This window comes from Sphingomonas hankookensis (assembly GCF_001619955.1).
Taxonomy (GTDB): Bacteria; Pseudomonadota; Alphaproteobacteria; order Sphingomonadales; family Sphingomonadaceae; genus Sphingomonas; species Sphingomonas hankookensis_A.
In genome coordinates this window covers 1-1,517 of record NZ_LQQO01000044.1, presented here as the reverse complement: position 1 = coordinate 1,517, position 1,517 = coordinate 1, and the positions used below count along the sequence as shown (strand labels likewise).

At 64.3% G+C, this 1,517-nt stretch carries 1 protein-coding gene; it reads right to left on the bottom strand.

Annotation, left to right across the window (positions count from 1 at the left end):
• Positions 1–321: 321 nt before the first annotated feature.
• A complete protein-coding gene (locus tag AVT10_RS14590; protein ID WP_066693034.1) occupies positions 322–1,437 on the bottom strand; it encodes an IS110 family transposase in 1,116 nt (371 codons plus the stop codon).
• Positions 1,438–1,517 lie beyond the last annotated feature (80 nt).

The window sequence follows — 1,517 nt, the reverse complement described above, 5'->3', positions numbered from 1 at the left end:
ATATACGCTCTCATGACTGCCATCCGAGACGCTGGCCGAGTTTACCTTGTCGCTGGCCGCAAGACCAGCGTTCGCATTGACCTTGGCGGGTGTGCCGCGGACGCCTGATCGACGACGATTGATCATGCTCTCATCCGCGGGTTGGTTACCGCACTACCCGTATCCGTCGCTGGGCCTATCCTCCGTCTAAGTTCGGGCGTCGGACGAACCTGCCCCACCGTACACCGTGGATTGCCCATCACAGTCGGGTGCCCGCGGCACGCCGGCCAAGGCTATGCAGTTGGTGCCCTGGCGCCTCCTCCTGGAATTGTTCTGTGTGGATCAGCCGGCTATCGCTGGCGACACTCGACGGGCGATGTCCCAGGCATAGCCGACCAGTTCACGCGCGATCGCGGTGGTCACCTTGGGCTGGGGCTTTCCGGTGGCCGCCAGGCGACGGTAGCGCTGGCACAGGCGAACCTGCGCCTTCCACCCGATCGCTTGGATGTCCTCGGGCAAGTCGATGACCCGTTCACGGTAGCGTCGCTCCTCGCGAGCGGGCAGCCGATACGACCAGCCCGCCTCGATCAACATCGTCCGTGCTTGCGCGTTGCCCGCGCGGGTAATCCGGCCCCGCTTGGTCTTGGCACCGCTGGAGTGCTCGGACGGCACCAGGCCGACATACGCCATCAGTTGCTTGGGATTGTCGAAGCGGGTGAGGTCGCCCACCTCGGCGACCAGCGTTGCGGCACTGACCAGCCTGATACCGCGCAGGACCTGCAGATTGCGGACCAGCGGCGCAAAACACCACGCATCCACCGCTTCAGCCAGCGCCGCCTCCAGGCGCGCGACCCGTGCCTGGGCCTCCAGCACCCGCTTCTGCATTTCCTCGAATGCCAGCTGCTGGTGGGGAAACTCAAACCGCTGCTCGGACAACCACCGCCAGTACACTTTCGTCCAAGCCGCCTTGCCGCCAAAACGACGATCATGCCGCAACAGGAAGCTGCGCACCGTCTGCTTGGCCCCGATGGCATCGTCCTGCGCGCTGCGTCGCGCGCGGATGAGATCGCGTACCGCCTCGTGCGCTTCGTCCGGCACCCAGATCGCGGTGAGTTCGCCGGCGCGTAGCAGCCGCGCCAGGGTCATCGCGTCACGCCGGTCCGTCTTAACATGGTCGCCCGGGCGTCGCGGCATCATCGAGGGGGCGATGACGATGCAATTCTGTCCCAGCTTCGACAGCAGCCGATGCAAGCCATACCCACAGGGTCCCGCTTCGTAGCAGACGTTCAACGTCACACCCGGTCCCGTCAGCCGCTTGACCAGCTTCCTGATCGCATCGTCCTCGTTGGCGACCGTGCCGACGAAACGTACCTCGCCTCCGCGTTCCCCATCGGCAACCGCGACCGCGATGGTTTCCTTATGAACGTCCAGACCAACGTATTTCACTGCCTCCGTCATGACTCGTCTCCGCTGCTGACAAATCCATCATCAGCATCTCAGATTCGAGCCTCCAAGGCTCCGGCAGTCATGGGGTCTAA

What these genes read in the sequence shown, in the direction of transcription:
- AVT10_RS14590 (WP_066693034.1), bottom strand. Translation starts at nt 1,437, where the DNA reads ATGACGGAGGCAGTGAAATACGTTGGTCTGGACGTTCATAAGGAAACC.